This window comes from Exiguobacterium sp. E4787 (assembly GCF_018618375.1).
Classification (GTDB): domain Bacteria; phylum Bacillota; class Bacilli; order Exiguobacteriales; family Exiguobacteriaceae; genus Exiguobacterium; species Exiguobacterium chiriqhucha.
This window is the reverse complement of the sequence record NZ_JACSLY010000012.1, coordinates 58,986-78,956: the sequence shown is the minus strand read 5'-3', so window position 1 is coordinate 78,956 and position 19,971 is coordinate 58,986. Positions and strand designations below refer to the sequence as shown.

The following is a 19,971-nucleotide window of genomic DNA, read 5'->3' as shown; positions in this document are numbered from 1 at the left end:
CATATCGAATGAGAGAAAAGAAACGGGCCGGCATCCAACCGGCGCGTGTCGATAGTTTCCAAGAGTAATGTGTAAAAAAGGGATTTTTAATCCGTTATTAAGAGGGAATTTTAAACCGCTGTTGACATAAGCCAAGTGTGTTTACAATATCTTCAATTTTTCTATTAATTATTACTCTGGCAATCAATTCTTTATAAAGTGAGGATGTTATTTCTTCAAGTTCTTCGTTTTGATTACTAACTTCTGCATTATATTTCCAATATAGCTTATTATAATCCATGAATTTCTTAAAAGCCTCTTCTCCACCTTTACTTGAAATATGAGGAAAACCTTCCCATGACATGAAATTTTTAGCTAAATCGACTTTATTTAACAACAATTCTTTTGGATACTCTTTTTTAAATTCAGATTGTTCTTTTCCTCTTTTTCTTCGATTTAGATCTACTGTGTATTGACCTCTAGCTCTTTCAAAATACCATTTTGATTCTGATTTTCGTTTATCCTGAGATGGAATCCATACTATCCTTGAGAAATGTTCGAGAGAAGACATGAATCTTGTATTTGCTAAAAGGTCAGATTGGTTAATTTTATTCTGAGTATTAGCAAATTTAGAGATTTTAGAAACCATTTCTTCTTCAGCTAATCTTGTACTGTCACTCTCAGAAAGTTCTAAGATAGTTAGCTTGGTTTGTACATACACATCACTTAAATCGATGCCAAATTTATAAGCTTGATGTATAGACGCAGTGGTCTGTCCTCCATTGACTATTTGCCAACCTTCCAATGAACGTATTTCAAACAAATCTTTATTGCCTATAGATACTTCAATATCTCCAGATCTTGCGACACTTGATATTCCGTTATTGTATACAACAAACATTTCTTTTTCGCTATCGTTTTTTAAAGTATCTCTTATTCCTTTATTTGTGGCACCTCTAGATTGTAAAAAAGATCTAACATTTCTTTCAACTAATTTCGGTCCCCACTTTTCGTAAGCTCTTGCCAACAATTCGGCAGAAATGTAACCTATATAGCAACTATATTTGTTATTAGAAATGCCGTTTTTTGGTTGAGGTACATACATCATTTCAAAAGTCTCATTAAATTCGGATTTGAAATCAATAATAGTAGTTGAAGTGTCTTGATCTAATGTAGTTATTTGAAAAATGCGGTCTATATCCCACACCTGAACTTCAATATCTATATTTTTTGTACCTACTACATCGATAGGTTTATTTGACCGATAATATTTATTCGTAAATACTTTAATAGATAACTTATCGATTTCAATGTACTGATCATTTAACAGTTTAATTAAATCCATAATTGGATGTGAAGGATCGACAGGTAAAGTAGAGTATTGGTTATAAAATTTTTTAGCTTTATTAGCTAGATCTTTTAAAGCTGTCATCGAAATTTCTTCTGGAGAATCCATAAAGTCATTAAAATCTAAGATATAGAGTGTTAATTCTTTTTCATCTTCTTCATATAAATAAGCATCTACCTGTATATTTATATTTGGACGGTAAAATTCAACATAGACTGGAGAATTTGAAATCTCCATATATTTTAAGTACTCGTCTAAGAATGATTCATAAGAAGATTTTTTTGTGGTGGCGTTCTGTATATCTTCCATTATCTCTTCATAAAATGTTTGTAATTCGTGTTTTGTATTCAAGTTTAATCACTTCCTAGCGAATTAAATAGTTTTTCAGTTTCAACCGAAAAATTTTCACAGTGAGTTAAATCTATATCGTATGAAACGTGAGATATTCCTTTAGGCAGCATATTTATGGAAATTATCGGAAAATCATTTGTAACTCTATACGCCTCAATTCCTAAGACGCTCATATATGTTTCAGTGTACTCATTTCCTTGAAATCCGGAACTTAACAACAAATCATTGAATTTTAAAAGTAACTGATGGGAGTATAGATTAAAGTGAGTTCGAAGTTCATCTACCAAATCTTGAAGTGTTTGTCCGAAATTTTTACTTGTCTCTAAATAACATACATAGATAAATATCGATGGGACAGCTTCAGTTAGCTTCAGTTGGTTTTCATTAGAAATTCGAATTCTTTTATTTAACTGATCTTTAACTGTTTTAATTTCAACACCCCAACCATTAGTTTTAAAATCTACCCTATCACTTAATGGACCGCCCCATCCATCTAGTATCAACGGAGGTTTATCCGGATTATTATCAATCCAGTTTTTTATAAACCATAGTTCGCCGAATAGACCTCTTTGTTGTTCATCGTTAAGTTTTCTAAACCCTCCTCTTTTAAAAAAAGCTCTCCATTTTTCCAAAACCTTATAAATTACAGTAAACAATGACTCATTTTGATCGCGGATGATAACGTATTCAAAAATATTTTGCATCACTGTTTCAAACAAATCTCCTGTATCGGAATCTGCTTGTATAAATTCGATAAAGTATCTATTTTTTAAAGGTCCAAACGTGTCATGATACTCCATTTTAATTAAAAGTCCATTCCATTTAGGTAATGCTTTCATTTGATTCTCATCCCAAGGTCCATCAGGTATTTCAATAAAAAAGTATCGACATTTGGATGTGGTATCTATTCCAGCGAAAGCGATTACGTCGTTATATAAAATAGGTGCCATTGGCATCATTTCTGGATTATTTTCTTCTTCTAGTTTTATTAATACATTTTTAAATAAATCGATTACATCTGTATTCACTTATACATCTCTCTTTTCATTAATTGATTTATTTTTTAAATAAAAATCATTATTAATGGGCTGTTTTGTTTCTGGAAAAGCGACGGCAAAACCTATTGGTACAAGTTTTTCATCAAAGTTAATATTTTTAGCATAATGAAAAACAGCAGTATTAGGATTTAAAGGATATATAAATAGTTTTGGAACAGTTACACTCTTTGCAAACTTTTCTTCATCAAACTTTTCTTGACCTGCAGCAACTATAGCTTTTACATCAATTCTATCTTGTGGAATAGAATTAATGTCCGCAGATTGACCGCGAGACACAGTATATGAAAGTGATAAGGGACCGAGTTTAACATTTTGATTACTTATACTATTTGGTACACCTTCTACAACAATAACCTTCCAATTTTTTAATTCATCACATTCATTATTTATAAGCTCGATGTACTCAATAATACTTTGTGTTGAAGATTTTGTTGAACTCTCATAAGTTTGATAGTTTGTTAAGAAAGAAATGATGTCTTTAACGTCAACAGCTTCTGAGACATGATACTTAGTTTTACTTTTATTTTTTCCGTCTCTTTTTTCTTGTAAGAGTAGGCTAGGAAAAATTTTACTGACTAGTTCACTAGTCACACGCATATTATTAACGAACGTTTCTTTTTCCTTAGAAAATAATCTAGTTTGATGTAATTTGTTGCTATAGTTTTGGTATGCAATTTCTGCATTTCGCATTTTAAGATTACTAGTTAAAATCATTTTTGGATGAGAGAGCATACGGACTGCATAATCGCTTGGAGATAATTTCTCATTTTTTAATAATTCAAATTCTTTTCGCAACTGATGCATCGCAACAGCTAAATGTTCAAAGTTAGAAGCAATTTCACTTGAAGTATAAATCCGACATAAATCTAGATATGATTTCCGATATCCGAACCAACGTCCCATCTGCATTAAAGTGTCATACATTAATGTGTTTCGATAGTAGTAACTAATAGTCAATCCTTCAAGAGTCAATCCTCTAGAAAGTTTATCTCCACCTACAACAATAACATTAAGACCTTTATTTTTATGGTGGTGGTATTCTAAAGCGTCCTCGCTATTACCATTTATCTCCATAATCTCGATTTTTGGACTGATCTCTTTCATTTTTATATAAATTTCTTCCCACTGAAATTGATTATATTGGGTACCTGTTGCAAGATTCCATCGTTCAGTTTTTTCTACAAATTCTGACTTGTATAGACTTTTAATATCCTCCACACAAGAACTTGATGCGTTATAACGAACATTATCTACAATAGTATTAAATTCTTCTTTTATTAACTCTGTTAAAGAACTTTGAACTGAAATGAATCTCGAGGTGTGTATAAGCATAGAATTATGTTCATTTTCTTCTCCGCGCAATGCTCTTACAGTTGCTGAAATTAAAAAGGCATATAAAGCCTCCTGTAGCTTTGGTGGAACATTGTTAACTTTATAATGTTCATCTTTCTTTTTTATACTTTGGAATAAATTTTGGTCTTCTTTTCCAATATCAATTATTAACGAAGGTCTTTCATCGTCTGCATTTTCATCTGTATTAAAAAATTCATCGGGCCCACAATAGCCTTCAGTCTTGGGAAGGCCAACCAAAAAATCTCTCGGGTATAAATCTTGTCCTTCACTAGTTGTTTCGTTGTCAATACCTATAAGCAAATTTGCAAAAGGTGTTGCTGTATAACCAACATATGCTTTTTGTTTGAAAAGAGTTAGAGTTTCTCTAATTAAGCGGTTTATCGTTTTAGGATCTTCGCCTTTTGCCTTGTCACTTGTATCAATTGAAGCCTGATCAGCCTCATCATCTATTATTAGCGCAGGGATGTGTTGGTCGCTTGTTTGATTAATTAAATCCCCTAAAAGATTAATTAATCTCTCGAGAACATCTTTATTTTTTTTCACAACAAGTAATGTTTTGTTACCACTTAGATTGTATGAAATATTAGATTGTAAACCGGTTACATCGTCTTCTAGTGAAGTTAAAGCAGTGATAAAGTGATCATTATCATTTTTAAGTACCTTACTTACACCTTTATTTGACTTACCAATGACTTCGTTTTCCAAACGAAGCTGAGTTTGAGCCCTTAAATCATTATGAATTCCCGAAAGCACTATTACGATTTTATATCCTTCATCATATGCTTTATTTATCAAACCTGTAAAATTAGCAGTTTTTCCAGATTGAACATATCCTAATACGAGTCCTCTATAATCAAAAGGATTGTCGCTTTTTGGGTCACCGATACAACGCATAATTTCATCAGTTGTTTCGTCAATTACCTCAACATCATTTTGTTCCCATTCTTTATATTGTAAGAGATATTGTTGATATCTTCTCCAAAAAAAGCGATGGTGAGTAATGGATTTGTCATACCAGTCATTAGGATCATTAATCCTTAGCACTATTGGTGTTGGTCGGTATATTATTCCGCAGTATTTATTGTGAAGTTCCAACTTCCAATTTTCAATTATTCTATTTTCAACCATTCTATTTCCAATAGTTTTATTAAACATCGTATCTGTTGTTTCACATGTGATTCTAAATATCTCATCTCTAGACTCAATCGTTTTTTTAAAAGATTTAACTAGATTATATTGATATTTAAAAATATCAAAGTACACTTTTTTTAATTCATTTGACATTTGAGGACTCCTCTAAAATACTTTTTATAGTTAGACGATTAAATCTTTCCATTGAAGGCGTCATTAAAATAACCTCTATTAATTCGTCATTGTTTGACTCCGTTAGCTTGCCATACATCTCAGCAAGTTGAAGAACTAAAGACTTATCACTATCTTTAACAGGCTGTAATTGTTCTTCTTCGACTTTTGGAGTGATGACAATGTTTGCTGGGGAGCCTAGCTCTACTAATTTTAAGAACATATTTAAATCATTAAGGTTCTCATCGTTAAGATTCTCAACTAGTTTTTGGAGTAGGGGATGAGACCTATTTAATTTAAATACAGTACTATCACTGTTGTTTTCTTGTCGCCAAGTGTTCATATTGCTTTTAATTGTGGTGTTCGTCATATTACTTTGAGTTCTGAAATAAAAGACATGTTTAGATAAATCACGGGCTTCTTTTGCAATTAATTTTAATTGGTTTTTAATTGATTCTGGTGGATTAATTGTTGACTTTTTAATATCCACTTGCCACAAATCATCAGACTTATTTGTGATATCAATTCGTATTCTTGCCAACTGAGAAGCTTGATCTTTTGGATAAAGATCAAGCCAATTACCAAAATACAACAGTCTATTTTCTCGATAAATATAAAAACCTTGATGCTCGTTCCATCCTTTGATTCCGCCAGAATCTTTATATTCTCTAAAGTTCAAATGAGAGGCATGAGGTAAAATATATGCACTTACTTGAATTAAGCCAACCTCATCTCTTAAAAACCGAGGTCTAAGCGGATTAGTAAAGTCATGATTAGATAAAAAGGGGTCCCAGCCAACTAAACGATTATCATTCACACTTATTGTTAAGTTTTGATTGAGTAAGCTATGGAAAACAAAAGAAAGATGACTAAAGATTTTGTCCACTTTTTTATAGAAGCTTTTTTCTAAAATAGGCTTTTTCCCAGCTCTCATAAATCGGTCAAGCTTATCAATATATACTATGGTTCCTACATCACCAGGAATATCCAACATATTTCGTTTTACATCAAGAGGTATTTCAGTGAAAAGCTCCCAACTGTTTGTTTTAAAAACGTGATCTAAATCCCAACATCTTTCTACCCAATTGTGGTTTCGTTTACTAACTACGCTCAAACGCTTACCTAATGAGAAGGAGGCTGTTTTAAGGCCCATACCAAAACGACCTAATTCTTTGTTTTTCCGCTCATCCCTGGAATCTTTAGAACCAATAGACATAGCTTTTTGGATTCCGTCTAGATTCATACCAATTCCATCATCTATTATCTGAATATAACCATCACCTGCATTAAAATTAAAATATAAATTTATTTCTTTTGCAGAGGCATCTATAGAATTATCGATGAGATCAGCTATTGCTGTTCGGTCATTGTATCCAATCGAGCGTAAAGCATTTATTACAGGAGCTGCAGTTGGTTGAGCTAAAATTGTATTCATACATATTTCTCCTAATTCATAGTGTAAAAGGTATTGCATAATCATTCACAATTAATATGAAGTATTTGTGCTTATAACCTAATATAAACATTTCATCATCCTTATGTAAAATTACGGAATCTAAATCGGGGTAATGTTTTTAGAAAAAATAATAAATTTTAATAAAAAAGCGTCCTATATTTTAATAAATATTTTATTAAAATAGAAGACTTCAATGATTTTAATTAAATGTTCATTTTTTATTACTTTGGGAACGAAAAAACTATCCTTAGTTTATAGGAATGATGGTTTATAGAATTGAACACACAAAAATATTACAAAGTAAAAAAGACCTGGGTGATTCTGAACACCGAACCCAGGTTACAATAGACTATATAATTATTTATCACTGCGTGAATTTATTGAGCACACTTGATTAGTCCAATAAATTTAGTATATGTTGTGCTAAAGCTTTTGCGAGTAGAGGAGGAACAGCATTCCCCACTTGCTGATACTGCTCATCTTTTCGACCGTAAAAAACATAGGAGTCTTGAAATGATTGTAACCTCGCAGCTTCTCTTATACTGAGAGCTCTGGCTTTAGTAGGATGTTGCCACATTGATTTTCTAACATTTACTACAGTAGGAGAGGGTTCGTTATAATCTAACCTAAGGTATACAGTGTTCTGAGTTCGCTTAGCATCCTTATAACTTGATTTTAAGTCATCAGACAAACTATGGAAATTCTTCCCTTTTTTCTCTCTTATTTCATTATATCTTGTTTGAATAAGTGGGGTACTATTTGTATTAATATGATTATATAAAATTTTGCTTCCCTCTAAATGTTTTCTGTAATAATGAAGTAATTCAAAGGACTTCAAAGAATTGTTATCGACATTATAGATTTGATTATTATAATGAATGACATCTTTTTGAGGTTCGATGTTTTCTAAATCTTTAATTGCGTCTTCTACAGTATATAGTGTCTTGTTTACATTTTTAGGCAGTGAAAGTTCTGACTTATTTGATTTAATTCCAATCATAATAAATCTTTTTCTTTTCTGAGGTACTCCAAAGTTAGAGGAATCCAATACATCACTAGAAACTTTATATCCGTAATAAGTAAAAATATGATATAAATATTCAACTATATTATAAGAGTACACTTCAGCTTGAATAATAAAGTAATCATTCTTATCTCTTACTGTATTAAGTTTCATACATTCTATATTCTCATCTTTTAGTTCCTGACATCGAACAAGAAAATTATTATACTCATTGAATAAGATTAATGGTTGCAGTAATTCTTTGGAATCAAGTCTTCCTTTCAACAAATAAATTAAAGAATTTTTTACGCTTAAAATAAACTCTAACTCCTTATCTGTTCTAAACGTATCATTTTTTATGGACTCTAATATAGATTCAATATTTGCAAATTCTTTAGTTTTATTGATGTACAACATTCCATCTTTTTCGAATCTCCGTTGAAGTGTTCTCAAAAAAGATAGATAAGTAGGATTACTTACAATAGGTTTAGGAACTTCTGATAAAGCGGAAAAATTGTATAGCAAATTAATAATAAGCATGTTTTTTGATGCTAACAAGTCAATAGTATCTCTCTTATAAATTGGAGTTTTTTTTGTGGAAATTTTGTTGAGATGTTTAATCGAACTAAAATCATTTTCGTCACTCGAACTACTTTTAGTAACAAAAAATTTATGTACAGAAGAGTTCATACTCCTGACGTTCTCCATTAAAAAAGCAACAGGTTCTATTTCTTTTATAGCTCTAACATACTCTTTAACAAGTTGATTGTTACCAGAAATAAGATAGTTCTTTTGTCTATTTGCATTGGAAAATCCCTGACAAGGTGGACCACCTACAACAACAGTCTGCTCTGGAATTAATTTAAGTTGAGTAAAATCAATTTTTGTTATATCACTTTCACCCGTATCGCTGGTTTTTAGAATTATGTTTGGATTGTTATTATGATTTTTAATAAAAGTTGATTGAGCAGCATCATTAAGCTCTACGGCTGCAATAACTTTAAATCTATTTGTTTGTTCGAATCCATTGCTTAATCCTCCTGCTCCAGCGAATAAATCAATTATATTATATGTGAAATTCTTCATAACGATGAGGTCCTTTCTATATAAATCAATTTTGTTTAATATTAGCAGCATAGCTTATATTTATTAACATCACAACGCGTAATCTACAATTAATATAATATAACTTCAAAAGTTATTAAAATTTTTAGTGTTTTAAATAATAAAATATAATTACACCGATTGTGAAAAGTAAATTCTAAATCATTTTTTATATCATTGGCAAAAAATATATTTAGAGAGTGAGAGTATTATGACTACGTACAACAAACTAATCCGCGACCGTATCCCTGAAATCATTCGCGAAGCAGGGCAGATTCCTGTCGTCAAACATCTCAATCAAGCCGAACATTTCGAACAGGCTCGCTTAAAACTCTATGAAGAAATTAAGGAGTATGAAGAGTCGAACATCGATGAAGAATCACTCGAAGAACTTGCTGACATTTTGGAACTCGTCTATACGCTTGGAAAGATGCATGGTGCGAGCTTTGAAGAATTAAATCACATCCGTGAGGAGAAGCGAGAGAAGCGGGGCGGTTTTGAAAAAGGTCTTTTCTTGGAAGAGGTCCTTGATCATGAGTGAGTTACGTCTGCATACGAGTCACTTACGAATTCCATTACAACACCAAATCGACGCGGCGACTGAAATTTATATGGTCGTCGCGTTTGCGCAAGTATCAGGTGTTCAGGAAATCGCTGTGGCACTAAAGCGTGCAGTCGAACGAGGGGCACAAGTTCGGATTTTAATCGGAGATTACCTCTATTTGACGAATCCGGATGCACTCGAGATGCTCATGAAGATTGATGGAGTTGAACTGCGGCTGTATCGTTCGAAGGGCCAGTCGTTCCATCCTAAAGCTTATTTATTCCGTACACAAGATGTCGGAACGTTCTTTGTGGGCTCTTCCAATCTTTCGCATAGTGCCTTGAATCGAGGTGTCGAATGGAACGTCGAGATTCCAGCGAGCATCTCAGAAGACGTGTTCGAACAGTCCGTCGACTCGTTTCATGAGCTGTTCTATAGTGATTACGCCCAAATCATGAACTCTATCTCATTACAGCCTTATCGGGAGGAGTATATGGCCCGACAAGAGCGGATGAAGGAAGCGGAACTGATTGCAGAACCACCACCTGTTTATATCGAGGACGATACAATCACACCGAACACCGTTCAAGACGCTGCATTGAAGGCGTTACGCGACACGATGGACGAGGGTAGACGCAAAGCGATGCTCGTGCTCGCTACTGGACTAGGGAAGACGTACTTGAGTGCCTTCTTCGCCCGTCAGTTCAAGCGGGTGCTCTTTATCGCGCATCAGAAAGAAATCTTGCTACAAGCGGAAGCTTCGTACAAAAGAGTATCGAGTGAATGGAAGACAGGGTTGTTATTGGGTGGTGATTCGAGAGATGAACAGTCAGCCGATGTGTTATTCGCTTCGATTCAAACACTGGCATCTAAACATCGAATGCAACAGCTTGCGCCTGACCAATTCGACTTGATTATTGTCGATGAGTTCCATCATTCGGCCGCACCATCTTATCGTCGCGTCCTGGACTACTTCGAGCCGAAATTTTTACTCGGATTGACGGCAACGCCGGATCGATTAGATGGGGGAGATGTCTATGCTTTATGCGACGACAATGTCGCCTATCAGATGCACTTCACTGAAGCGATTGAAGAGTCATATTTGACACCGTTCCATTATGTCGGTGTTTATGATGAAATTGACTATTCCCAGATTCGATTGATCAATGGTCGTCGCTATGATCAGGACGAACTGTTGGCGGAACAGTTAAAGGAAAGTGTCGCTCAAAAAATCTTTGATGCCTGGCGGATGCATCACCAAACGCGAGCGCTCGGGTTCTGCTCGTCGGTCACTCAGGCTGAATACTTGGCCGACTATTTCCGCCTGCAAGGTGTTCAAGCTGTCGCGTTACATAGCCAGGCCGAATATGACCGCGCCGATGTGATGCGTCAATTGAAGCAAGGGCATCTCGATATCATCTTCGCGGTCAACTTATTCAATGAAGGTGTCGATATCCCGGAGATTGATACGTTATTGTTCTGCCGCCCGACTGAATCGTTGACGGTGTTCACGCAACAGATCGGCCGTGGATTACGTCTATTGAGCGGGAAGACGCATTGCACTATCATCGATTTGATTGGGAACTATAAGAACATCGATAAAAAGTTGGCGCTGTTGACGACAAAACGACAGCCGATTGTCAAAGAGCTCCCGACAAACGGGACCTTGCCTAATGGCTGTACCATCGAATTTGATTTACATGCCATCGATTTATTGAAGCGAATGGTCACGCGTTCTTCGACACGCCGACAACAGCTGGAGCGGAACTACTTCATGGTGAAGGAGGAACTCGGGAGACGACCGAGTTATCTAGAGTTGATTCAGCGAGGGGAATACTCGATGGACGCCTATCGTTCTGAATGGAAGAAAGACGGTGGCTTTTACGGATTCCTCAACCGGACGGGGGAGCTGAGTGACGAGGAGAGCCTTTTGTTCGAAGAGTCGAAGTCGTTGTTGCTCGAAGTGGAATACACCGACATGACGAAGAGCTATAAGATGATTGTGTTATCCATCATGCTGAACCGGGGAGAAGGCGGATGGCTTCAGCCACTCTCGGCGAGCGAGGCGGCTCGTCCTTTTTATGAGTTCATCAATGCAATCCCATATCGACAACAGATTGATGGGCAAACTAAAGACTTCCAATCGCCGTTCCAACAACAACGAATCGAAAAGTTACTCTTACGGATGCCGTTTGATAAAATAGCTAAAGGACCGTTCTTCGTGTCAGGGGAGTCGTTACATATCGAGCATAATGAAGCGTTTGCTCATCCTTTGGTTTATGAATGGGTCAATCAAATCGTTGAAGTTCGACTGCATCACTACTTCAGTCGTAAAGCTTCAGAGTGATTGGGAAAGGAGTCTTTAACTTGAAACGCGCACTACTTCGCAAAATCCAATTCGCCCTCCAGCATCACGGCGGGACGGCGTCATTGAAAGAAATCAACGCATACATCGAGCGGTCATACTATCAACTCGAACTCGATCGGTATAAAGATTGGAAAGCTCACGTCAATAAACAGATTCGGGCCCATTCGAGCGATTCGGCCAGCTTCAATGGCAAAGACGACTTGTTTTATTCAACGGGAAATAAAGGCATCTGGGGCCTTCGCCAACCAAATAAGTAACCGAAAGCGGAACCATTTCATTTGGTTCCGCTTTCAATGTTTACAATACGTCACACCCCCTTGTCACAGAATGTTCAATCCTGTAAACTTCGAAACAGTGTGAAAAAAATGTATAAGGGGTTTATCCATGGAAATCGTTCAGCAATTATCGCAAGTACAATTACTCAACCAATTCTGGTTGCTCATGGCCTTCGTCATCCCGATGGTCATTTTATCGCGGATGGTCGTGGCCGGTTCACGGTTCTCACCAATCCTCGTCATCGTCATCTTCGGTCTCGGACTTGGCTTCGCCATGGTCGAGATGGGCATCGCGACACCGGGTCTCCCTGAGTTCCCGCTCGTCGACTTTATGTCACGGACGACAATCATCGCGCTCGTCGTATCGTTCTTCGTCGGTGGACAAGAACTTCGCAAGATTTTAAGCAAGCAAGAGCTCGACATGAGAGACATTGTCGTGCCATCGAAAGAAGAGATGTTCCTCGGGACAGGACGGACACAGTTCATCTTTATCCTCCGTTCATTCTTCTTGCTCGTCGGTCTCGAAGGGTTCTTCCGTATGATGATTCAACCGGGCGCGGCAGAGGGCATCATGTTCTACTATCCGATCCTCGCGTTGATCGGTCTCGCGGCATCGTTCCTCTTGATCGACCACAAGGCACAAATCGACGACAAGAAGGTATACATGCGTAAAGGCGTCATCGAGACGGTCTTGATGCTCGTCATCTTGTTCGTCTCGTACGGCATCGCCATGGCGGTACAACCAATCATCGCATTGCCACAAATTTTCTTCGCGATGTTGCTCTCGTCAGCACTCGGTGCCATCTTCCACAACTGGACGTATGGACCGACCGTCCGTGCGCTTCTGTTCGCCGGGATCCCGGTCGTCTTGGCCGCCAACTTCATGGTCGGTGGTTCACGGATCGGTGATGCGTTCGCCATCGAAGGCATGAACTCGATTCTCGTGTACGGTTTCTTCGGTCAATTGTTCTGGATGTTCGGTGGGATTGCGCTCCTCATGTGGTTCGCCCGCACAGGACACATCCGCAACCTCGCACCAGGTATGGCCGGATCGCTCTCACACAGCGGCCTCACAGGTGCATGTACAGCCGGTGACTTCGGTCAAGTGGCAGCCAAACGTGCCCCGATCATGATCAACATCCCGTTCTTCGGTCACATCTTCGTGTTCTCGATTTTGGCAGTCAGTGCCGACAACGGGGCGCTCTGGATTTGGCCGACGGCAATCATCGTCTTGGTCGGTCTCACGTTGACGGCACTCTCGCTCAAAAACTTGCGCGGTGCCAACGGAGAAGACTTCAAAGAAGTGAAAGCGCTCATGCAGTTCTCGTTCGGTTGGCAGATGATGGCGGTCTTCGGTGGACTCGTCATCCTCAGCTTCAGCACGATTGCGTTCGACTACACGACGATGGCTCAATCGTCAGCCATCTCGCACTTTGGTCTCTTCGCAGCCGTCCAAGGCGGCATGTTCGGAACAGAAGCGTCGCTTCTCATCCCGCTCATCTTCTCGATGCCGTTCCTCGTCCACCCGATCGTGTTCTACATGTTCGGGAAGGCGCTCGATAACAACGGTGAAATGCCGCGCGTACCAGTTTACGCGATGGCGCTCATCGGTGTCGTTGGAGTATCGTTCGCGATTCTCGGTGTATAAACAAAACAGCCGCTTCTACCAATGTGTAGAAGCGGTTTTTTTTGTGCTTATTTTTCTGCGAACGGCCGCCACTTTGGGTCTTTGACGTCGTGCCCGTTCGGAGTCCGGACAAATTTGAGCGAACCTCGATCGCATGCGCCAAAATGAATGTAGTTCTGTTGCGCTTGTCGGAGCGACACAGTATTGGCACCACCCTCATAATCTGGATCGCTGAACTGAACGCCGTCGTCTTCCCAGAAACAGATGCCGCAAATGTCATACGTGCCGGGTGGTTCTTCGTTAAGTGTTTGATAGCCGCAACATGGGCATGTGTATGTCATCGAACATCACCTCACTTTTCAGTATAGCGCACGCCGCCTACAAAAAAACGGCCGACACGAAGTCGACCGCTTCAGGCTCACCACAACATGGACAATAGCGTCAAAATCGCCAATCCGCCTTGCGTGAGGATGATTTTTTTATTGCTCGTGATACTGCCGTACAACGCGACGAGCACGATATAGATGAGGAGCATCGTGACAATCTCGATTGACTGGCTGACGAACAACCCGTACAGCAAGCCGACGCCGATCAATCCGTTATAGACACCTTGATTCTTTAACAGCACCGACACGGAATCACGCGCGAGCTCTTGTTCCGTCATGTTGAAGACACGGGCCGTCATTTTTGAACGAGTGGCGAACGTCTCTAAATACAGGATGTAGAAGAACTCGAGTGCGACGAGCGTTCCAAGGACGAGGGTGAGTCCGGACATGTTAGTTGACCGTCGCGACTTCCGTCACATGGAGCACCGGCTTCGCCGACACGTAATTGCCTACGTTTTGGGCGAACGCGATGAGGTCCGGGTTTTGGTTGTGTTGCTCGACAGCCGCTTGGTCGGCCCAGTTCTCGATCATGACGAAGCGGTTCTCTGAAGTCGTCGATTGGAACAGCTCATAGCTCAAGCAACCGGCTTCTTGTTTCGACGAGTCGATGAGCTTATTGATGTCGGCCAAGAAGTTGTCAAATTCCGTTTCTTTCACGTCGAAAATAGCATTGATTAAGATCATGTGGGTGTCCTCCGATTATTTGAATGATGTGATTTTTTCAGCGTCGAGACGTACCGATTGGTAGCCTTCTTCTGCAGCTTTACCGACCGAGAGAATCATGACCGGCACGTAACGATCTTTATCTAAACCGAACGCTTCCGCGAGTTGGTCTTTCTCGAAACCACCGATTGGGTTCGTGTCGTAACCGTGAGCACGGGCGACGAGCATGAATTGCATCGCTGCGAGACTCGAGTCGATTTTGACGATGTCGTTCATCTCTTGTTTCGACAAGTTTTTGTAGTAAGGGAGGATGGCAGCGAGCTGTTGGTCGCGTACTTCTGGTGGCATCTTGCCTTCCGCGACAGCTTGGTCATAGATGTCTTCACCGAGCTCGTAGCATTCCATGTCGCCGAAGATGAGGACCATCGCAGCCGACGTGTCGTTTTGACGGACGTTGAAGCGGATGAGCGGCTTGAGCGTTTCTTTCGCCTCAGGGCTCTCGACGACGACGAAGCGCCACGGTTGCATATTGACTGAAGAAGGGGCCGTTGTCGCTTCCTCGATCATTTGAAGCATTTCAAGTTGTGAGATTTTAACGTTCTCGTCGTAGACGCGGATCGATTTACGACCGAGCATCACGTCAGTGAATGTGTTGTTTTCGAATGTAGTTGCCATGGATATTACCTCTTTCTCTCTTGTTATAGTTGGTTAAGCTTTTGCAGCAGACTCGACAGCTGATTGATCTCTGACTCGGACAGCACTTTCGTGATCAAGTGTTTGCCGAGGTCGTGGTCTTGTTCACAACTCGTCAAGTCATGCTTGGCTTCGTCGGTTAAATGGACGAACACTTCACGATGGTTCGCGGTGTTCCGTTCCCGTCGGACGTAGCCTTTTTCTTCAAGAATCTTCAAATGTCGGGTGATGGCCGCATTGTCGATTTTCATCGCCTGCTGAATCTCGCTTTGCGAACAGACGCCTTTGTCATGTACAATCATGAGCATCTCGTAGCGGGTCAGGCTGAAGCCCGTCTCTTTCTCGAACGAGGTCGCGACGCGTTGGTCCGCCAGTTTGATTTGGTACAGCAGTCGGCTGATATCTCGTAATTCCATCTGTGGTGTCTCACCCCTCTCATTTGATAAGTCAATTGTTGACTCGTCAAATGTAAAACATTCATGACGTGCTGTAAAGAAGAATGCTCACAAAAAAACCATCCGCTTTTGCGAATGGTGATCAGTCATCATATTTGGTGCCATTGAAGTGATAGTCGTGGATGAACGTCGTCTCATCGAAGCCATACAGTCGGTCGTGCCGATTCAAGTCGTCGATCGTCTGCAGCTCATGCATCGCCGGCTCGCCTGGGAACGAGTCGTGTGAGACGTTCATATAGCGCTCGGCGAAGTCGTCATCCTCATACGGTGTGCCGTCGAACGAGAAATGGATGGAGTAAACATCGTCCTCCAAAGCGCGAATCACGTCGAGCATTCGTTGTTTCTGTGCATCGGTGTTCGCCCAGTCCTCATGGAACATGACCGACACGTCCAAGAACTCTTTCGACTCGACGTCGAAGATGGACGTCGGGGTAGGGCGTACAGTCGTCGCAACCCCTTCATCCACACCGGTCGGCACACTCGCGCGGACCATCTCTGCCTCCGTCAACAAATCGAGCTGCTCGAGTCGCTCCTTGAACGTATCTTCGGCCTCTTGCTGCCAGACGTGTTCGAGCACGTTGTCATGGATCGTTTGATCAGACCGATACGTCTCGGCCCAATAGTCACCTTCGAGTATCGGATCGGTCAGCGTGAACTCGGCCGCATAGCCGCCCATCTTCCAGTCGCGCTTGAGCGTGACCTCGACGTCCTCTCCATATGTATCTTCAATATAAGACGCATATCGTTCTTCCTCATCTTGTTTTGCATATGTCGACCATGTCGTGCCAAGCGCGGTCACGGCGACAGCGGTCGCGACTAACCATCGTTTTCTCATTTTTAATTCACCTCTCTACCAATGTACCTGAAATGGAAGTGCCCTACCTCGGTCCAAAGTCGTATTCAATTTATTACCAAATACCTGTAAACTGAAAGTGCCCTTGAAGAACTAATGTCTTTACGTGTACTAATACATGTAATACACTTAAGTTACGTACACAAGAAAGGGTGTGACCCATGTTATATAAAATTGATATGAAGAGCGCGGAACCGCTGTATGAACAAATCGTCAACCAGACGAAAGCGCTCGTCATCCGTGGCATCTTACGTCCGGGGGATAAAGTCATGTCGGTGCGTGAACTCGCGACCGACCTCGTCATCAATCCAAACACGGTCAGCAAGGCGTATCAGGAACTCGAACGGCTCGGCTTGCTCGAGATGCATCGCGGACGCGGGACGTTCGTGTCCAAGGACTGGATTGACCAAGACTCGCCGCGAGCGCCAATCCTGGAAGCGATCAAGAAACTCGCCATCGATTGCCATTATGCCAACATTGAGCTCACCGAAGCGCTGACGCTATTTGAGACAGAGTATAAGAAAGTAGGGGAGAACCATGCTGACAGTACAGCAACTGAGTAAGACAATCGATCGCCAGCCAGTGTTAGAAGATATCGACTTCACGGTCAACTCGGGTGAAATCATCGCGCTCGTCGGCCGGAACGGGGCCGGCAAAACGACACTGCTCCGGACGATGGTCGGCATCATTCGGCCGGATAAAGGCGATGTCCGCTACGGACCGTCAAGCATCTTTGAGAAAGCAGAGTTGAAGCGTGACGTCATCTTCGTCCCGGATTCGGCCGACGCCCTCAAACATTATACGATTAACGAGGCGGCTGCGCTCTACGAATCGATTTATCCATCGTTCAACCGATCGATTTTCAGAGAGACGCTCACCCGATATAACATCGATAACAAGAAGATTCGCCAGCTCTCGAAAGGGCAGAAGGCGATGGTGACGCTCTCGCTCGCGTTCGCCGTCCAAGCGAAATATTATCTGCTCGATGAACCGACGGACGGACTCGACGTCGTCGCCAAGTCGGACGTCTTGAAGCTGATGATCGCCCAAGTCGAGGCACGTAACTGTTCCATCATCGTCTCGAGTCACCAGTTACATGAGCTCGAACGAATCGCCGACCGCATCATCATGATTGAGAAGGGGCGCGTCAAGGCGATCATGTCGCTCGAGGAGGCGCGCGAGACGAGCGTCAAACTGCAAGTCGTCTTCAACGACCAAGTACCGGTCGAGCTGCTCGAGCGCAAGGACATCGAAATCATCAATGTGACCGGACGCGTCGCCTTGTTCATGGCGAAAGAACGGACGAAAGAGCTCGACACGTTCGTCGATGCACACGACCCGATGTTAATCGAAGAGATCCCGATGTCGCTCGAAGACATCTTCCGGGTCCAATTAGGAGGTGAGGCAAGTGTCTTTTAAAGTCCTATTAAAGAAAGATTGGAAACAAGTCTCGATTTTATGGATGTTGCTCGTTTTTCTCGGAGTGATTGCGTTCACGGTACCGGTCTGGTCACAGATGCAATACTTCGACCAGGAACTTCGTAACATACAAGAAAATCCAGGTGAATATGCCGATTGGATTGAGGGGGATGCGTCTGATATGTCCGTCCGAGACTTTTTTAATGAAAATAATGGAACGGGCTATTGGATTGGAGACTTACAAACGCTCATGCCAATGGGTGGGGTATTGTTTGTGTTCGTCATTTTTGGAGCGCTCATGGCCTCTGTCTTGATTGGGACGGAACGGAATAGTCAAATGTCCGATTTTACGATGTCGCTCCCGTTCACAAGGACGCAGCTTTACATATCAAAATGGTTGATTGGGACGATTGGGATTATCGTATCATCTGTCCTCGGGGGAACACTCATGATCCTGCTGATTCACTTCTCCGATTATGCGTTTTTGATGGAGGGCAGCACGAATCGAGTCATCGCGCTCATTGTCCTTTGGATGCTTAGTGGAATCTCGTTTTTCTCAGCCGCTCTATGGATGGGTTCGTTCGGAGGAGAATCCATTTCCCAAGTCATTTGGACGGTCATCGCACTTATTTTTCCATTTGGTATCATTGCGCTTGTACAAGGTTCATTTTTTGCGGTAGGCCAACGGTATGATTCAACGTATTCAGTCTTTGACGATTTATACCAAAGTATATATTTGCGTGTCTTATCACCAATCTCAAATATTGTGAATGTCGATATGTATCAGTACTTTACCAATCAAGCGGAATGGCAAAAATTTATCGCGATTGCACCATGGAGTGCGCTCGCGTTCATCGTCCTATCGTTTGGCCTTGGCCTTTGGATGTTTAACCGAGCGCCGCAAGAGAACAATGGCCGCTTCTTCATGTTCTCGAACTGGCTTTGGTTGATCCATATCATCATGGTGCTCTGTTTTGGCATGCTCGGTGGAATCATCCTCGCGACATTTGGAATTTACCCAGGCATTGGATTATACACTGTTGGCTTCCTAATCGGCGGCTTCATCGCCCACTTGCTCGCGAAACGGTTGCTTTACCGCTTCAACCTGAAACTGAAATCATAAAAAGGAGGGTTCTCATGAAACGGCTCAGTCTGCTCGTCGTCTTGCTCGTCATGCTCGCGGGATGCGGGGATACCCATCGACCGAACGCCTTCCAATATAAAGATTCATATGTCGGTGACAACAGCGCCGTCTCGGGCATCGCGCAGACGTTACCGATGCATGACTGCTACAAGTCGATCGAGCTACAGACGTCGAAACGGCCGTACGGCTTGACGGTGCGGTACAGCGACCCGGAAATCGAGCGCATTGAGCAAGAGCGGTTGGCCATCCGCAACGCGGCGACGTATTTCACGCTCGTCCAAAACGCGGAAATCGTCCGCTTCGCTTTCCCGAACCGGACGTACGCATTCTCGCGCCCGGAGATGGAGGCGTGGCTCGACATCGACTTCTCGACAATCAAGTGGGAGAAGGAATTGAAGGACCGCTTGGACGAGAAAATCAGCAACGAAGAACAGACGGAAGCCTATTTCAAGAGAATCTAAACGTGTGCGGAAACTTTCATTCGCACACGTTTTTTCGATATTTTCTGAAAATTATCGGGTAAAAGGTAGATGAAAGCGTTTTCTTGGCATTATAATAGAGTTAACTGAATGACTATTCATTCCAAGGAG

At 41.3% G+C, this 19,971-nt stretch carries 19 protein-coding genes; 8 read left to right on the top strand and 11 right to left on the bottom strand.

Translation table 11 applies throughout. From position 1 onward, the window contains the following. Window positions 1–97 precede the first annotated feature (97 nt). The 5 genes from KNP80_RS13000 to KNP80_RS12980 form a co-directional block, all read right to left on the bottom strand. Window positions 98–1,678 carry an AIPR family protein gene (locus KNP80_RS13000; protein ID WP_214834898.1) on the bottom strand — a complete coding sequence of 527 codons (1,581 nt, stop codon included), beginning with the start codon at window positions 1,676–1,678 and terminating at the stop codon, window positions 98–100. A gap of 2 nt (window positions 1,679–1,680) precedes the next feature. After that, window positions 1,681–2,706: a PD-(D/E)XK motif protein gene (locus KNP80_RS12995; RefSeq protein WP_214834897.1), complete on the bottom strand. Its 1,026-nt coding sequence runs from the start codon at window positions 2,704–2,706 to the stop codon at window positions 1,681–1,683. Further along, window positions 2,707–5,373 carry a Z1 domain-containing protein gene (locus KNP80_RS12990; protein ID WP_214834896.1) on the bottom strand — a complete coding sequence of 889 codons (2,667 nt, stop codon included), beginning with the start codon at window positions 5,371–5,373 and terminating at the stop codon, window positions 2,707–2,709. Next, window positions 5,363–6,826, bottom strand: coding sequence for an ATP-binding protein (locus KNP80_RS12985; RefSeq protein ID WP_214834895.1), 1,464 nt, complete (start codon window positions 6,824–6,826; stop codon window positions 5,363–5,365). Before KNP80_RS12985 ends, KNP80_RS12990 begins: the two co-directional genes overlap by 11 nt. Before the next feature lie 415 nt (window positions 6,827–7,241). Then, a complete protein-coding gene (locus KNP80_RS12980) occupies window positions 7,242–8,936 on the bottom strand; it encodes a DNA cytosine methyltransferase (protein WP_214834894.1) in 1,695 nt (564 codons plus the stop codon). A 229-nt stretch (window positions 8,937–9,165) separates the two neighbouring features. On the opposite strand from KNP80_RS12980, the gene KNP80_RS12975 reads away from it, so the two are divergent. From KNP80_RS12975 to KNP80_RS12960, 4 genes are all read left to right on the top strand, one after another. Beyond that, window positions 9,166–9,495, top strand: a complete 330-nt coding sequence (locus KNP80_RS12975; protein ID WP_214834893.1) for a nucleoside triphosphate pyrophosphohydrolase — start codon at window positions 9,166–9,168, stop codon at window positions 9,493–9,495. Then, entirely contained in the window at window positions 9,488–11,845 is a 2,358-nt protein-coding gene (locus tag KNP80_RS12970; protein ID WP_214834892.1) for a DEAD/DEAH box helicase family protein, read from the top strand. Before KNP80_RS12975 ends, KNP80_RS12970 begins: the two co-directional genes overlap by 8 nt. Before the next feature lie 20 nt (window positions 11,846–11,865). Continuing rightward, complete coding sequence (locus KNP80_RS12965; protein WP_214834891.1) at window positions 11,866–12,123, top strand: hypothetical protein; 258 nt, start codon at window positions 11,866–11,868, stop codon at window positions 12,121–12,123. Between the two features lie 127 nt (window positions 12,124–12,250). Beyond that, window positions 12,251–13,789, top strand: coding sequence for a hypothetical protein (locus KNP80_RS12960; protein WP_214834890.1), 1,539 nt, complete (start codon window positions 12,251–12,253; stop codon window positions 13,787–13,789). Between the two features lie 47 nt (window positions 13,790–13,836). Here the strand turns inward: KNP80_RS12960 and KNP80_RS12955 are convergent, their stop codons facing one another. The 6 genes from KNP80_RS12955 to KNP80_RS12930 form a co-directional block, all read right to left on the bottom strand. Further along, a complete protein-coding gene (locus KNP80_RS12955) occupies window positions 13,837–14,109 on the bottom strand; it encodes a CPCC family cysteine-rich protein (protein ID WP_214791687.1) in 273 nt (90 codons plus the stop codon). Window positions 14,110–14,186: 77 nt separating this feature from the next. Further along, window positions 14,187–14,543 (bottom strand): DUF1304 domain-containing protein, encoded by a 357-nt coding sequence (locus KNP80_RS12950; RefSeq protein WP_214834889.1) that lies wholly within the window; start codon window positions 14,541–14,543, stop codon window positions 14,187–14,189. Window position 14,544: 1 nt separating this feature from the next. Continuing rightward, a complete protein-coding gene (locus KNP80_RS12945) occupies window positions 14,545–14,838 on the bottom strand; it encodes a putative quinol monooxygenase (protein ID WP_214834888.1) in 294 nt (97 codons plus the stop codon). A gap of 15 nt (window positions 14,839–14,853) precedes the next feature. Further along, window positions 14,854–15,492 (bottom strand): nitroreductase family protein, encoded by a 639-nt coding sequence (locus tag KNP80_RS12940; RefSeq protein ID WP_214834887.1) that lies wholly within the window; start codon window positions 15,490–15,492, stop codon window positions 14,854–14,856. Between the two features lie 23 nt (window positions 15,493–15,515). After that, window positions 15,516–15,926, bottom strand: coding sequence for a MarR family winged helix-turn-helix transcriptional regulator (locus KNP80_RS12935; RefSeq protein WP_214834886.1), 411 nt, complete (start codon window positions 15,924–15,926; stop codon window positions 15,516–15,518). A gap of 121 nt (window positions 15,927–16,047) precedes the next feature. Beyond that, complete coding sequence (locus KNP80_RS12930) at window positions 16,048–16,800, bottom strand: hypothetical protein (RefSeq protein ID WP_214834885.1); 753 nt, start codon at window positions 16,798–16,800, stop codon at window positions 16,048–16,050. 179 nt (window positions 16,801–16,979) lie between these two features. Between KNP80_RS12930 and KNP80_RS12925 the strand changes: the two genes are divergently transcribed. From KNP80_RS12925 to KNP80_RS12910, 4 genes are read left to right on the top strand one after another with little or no spacing between them, the layout of a single operon-like run. Then, window positions 16,980–17,381: a GntR family transcriptional regulator gene (locus tag KNP80_RS12925; RefSeq protein ID WP_214834884.1), complete on the top strand. Its 402-nt coding sequence runs from the start codon at window positions 16,980–16,982 to the stop codon at window positions 17,379–17,381. Further along, window positions 17,356–18,237, top strand: a complete 882-nt coding sequence (locus tag KNP80_RS12920; RefSeq protein WP_214834883.1) for an ABC transporter ATP-binding protein — start codon at window positions 17,356–17,358, stop codon at window positions 18,235–18,237. The genes KNP80_RS12925 and KNP80_RS12920 overlap by 26 nt, the downstream gene beginning before the upstream one ends. Beyond that, entirely contained in the window at window positions 18,227–19,360 is a 1,134-nt protein-coding gene (locus KNP80_RS12915) for an ABC transporter permease subunit (RefSeq protein ID WP_214834882.1), read from the top strand. Before KNP80_RS12920 ends, KNP80_RS12915 begins: the two co-directional genes overlap by 11 nt. Window positions 19,361–19,374: 14 nt before the next feature. Beyond that, window positions 19,375–19,842, top strand: a complete 468-nt coding sequence (locus tag KNP80_RS12910) for a DUF4825 domain-containing protein (protein WP_058763177.1) — start codon at window positions 19,375–19,377, stop codon at window positions 19,840–19,842. Window positions 19,843–19,971 lie beyond the last annotated feature (129 nt).